The sequence below is a fragment of the Ruegeria sp. O5 genome (genome assembly GCF_056535105.1).
Genome location: NZ_JBQERN010000052.1, coordinates 1 through 913 on the forward strand (window position 1 = coordinate 1; position 913 = coordinate 913).

Genomic DNA, 913 nt, shown 5'->3' on the forward strand with positions numbered 1-913 from the left:
AGGGGAAAGTTTGGCCATCTGCTCGTCGGTCAGCCAGAAAAGGTCGCTCATATCACCACTCCATTTTTCGAGCCGTGAATCATGCAGCGCCCTGAAAATCAATGCATCCTGACCCTAGAGCATCAAAATCTCCAAGAGCGTCAATAGCTCCATCAGACATAGCTTCGATGATCTCGTCGGCTCCGGATCGAAGAACAACTCTTGCCGCAGCGCGAGCTCCAATTACCCCGATTTTTTTTGCCGAATCCAAAGCTTTCTTTGCTTTGCCTCCCTGTGTTTTAGGTACGGCCTCGACCAACGCACCAAACAGTGTAACAATGGGATCACCCGAGTGGTCCGATTGCTGAACGTCCACTTCGATAACAATTTCCCCAGACTGTCTGAGTTGTTCTGACCAAGCCTTCCGAAAGAACGTCTTTCCCCTGCCAAATCCAGCTTCAATGGAAACGACCTTTGTGGTTTCCATTGACTTAATCAGGTTTGTGAAAGTGTTCCCGATATGTTCGTAGTCCAGAAGATCGTGGTCCCAAATACTCTGTGTTTTCATAAATATAAGTGCCTCAATTCGGGTGCATCGCGCGCAGAAACTACAACTTAACGTGAAGTTCAGTTGCTGGTATTCTATTCTACAGTTCGGGTAATTCTGCACATTGCCAATGGGATGAAAAGTGGTACGGCACCAAAAGTTCACTGATTTCTGGTGTTGCGCATTCATCACAGGGTGAATTTCGTCCCTAATGCTTCCAGAGTGCTTCCAGTTGTGCAGTGGCCCTGAACGCAGAAAGCGCCCCAAGGGGCGCTAAGTGTTTGATATCTGACTAGGAAGTATTGGTTGCGGGAGCAGGATTTGAACCTGCGACCTTCAGGTTATGAGCCTGACGAGCTACCGGGCTGCTCCATCCCGCGTCAGAGT

Annotated in this window: 1 protein-coding gene and 1 tRNA gene; both read right to left on the reverse strand. The window is 49.0% G+C overall.

Going from position 1 to position 913, the window contains the following annotated elements; all coding sequences use genetic code 11:
• Positions 1-79 precede the first annotated feature (79 nt).
• Positions 80-466, reverse strand: a complete 387-nt coding sequence (locus ACR0M3_RS20030) for a hypothetical protein (protein WP_480901177.1) — start codon at positions 464-466, stop codon at positions 80-82.
• Positions 467-829: 363 nt separating this feature from the next.
• A tRNA-Met gene (locus ACR0M3_RS20035) sits at positions 830-906 on the reverse strand.
• Positions 907-913 lie beyond the last annotated feature (7 nt).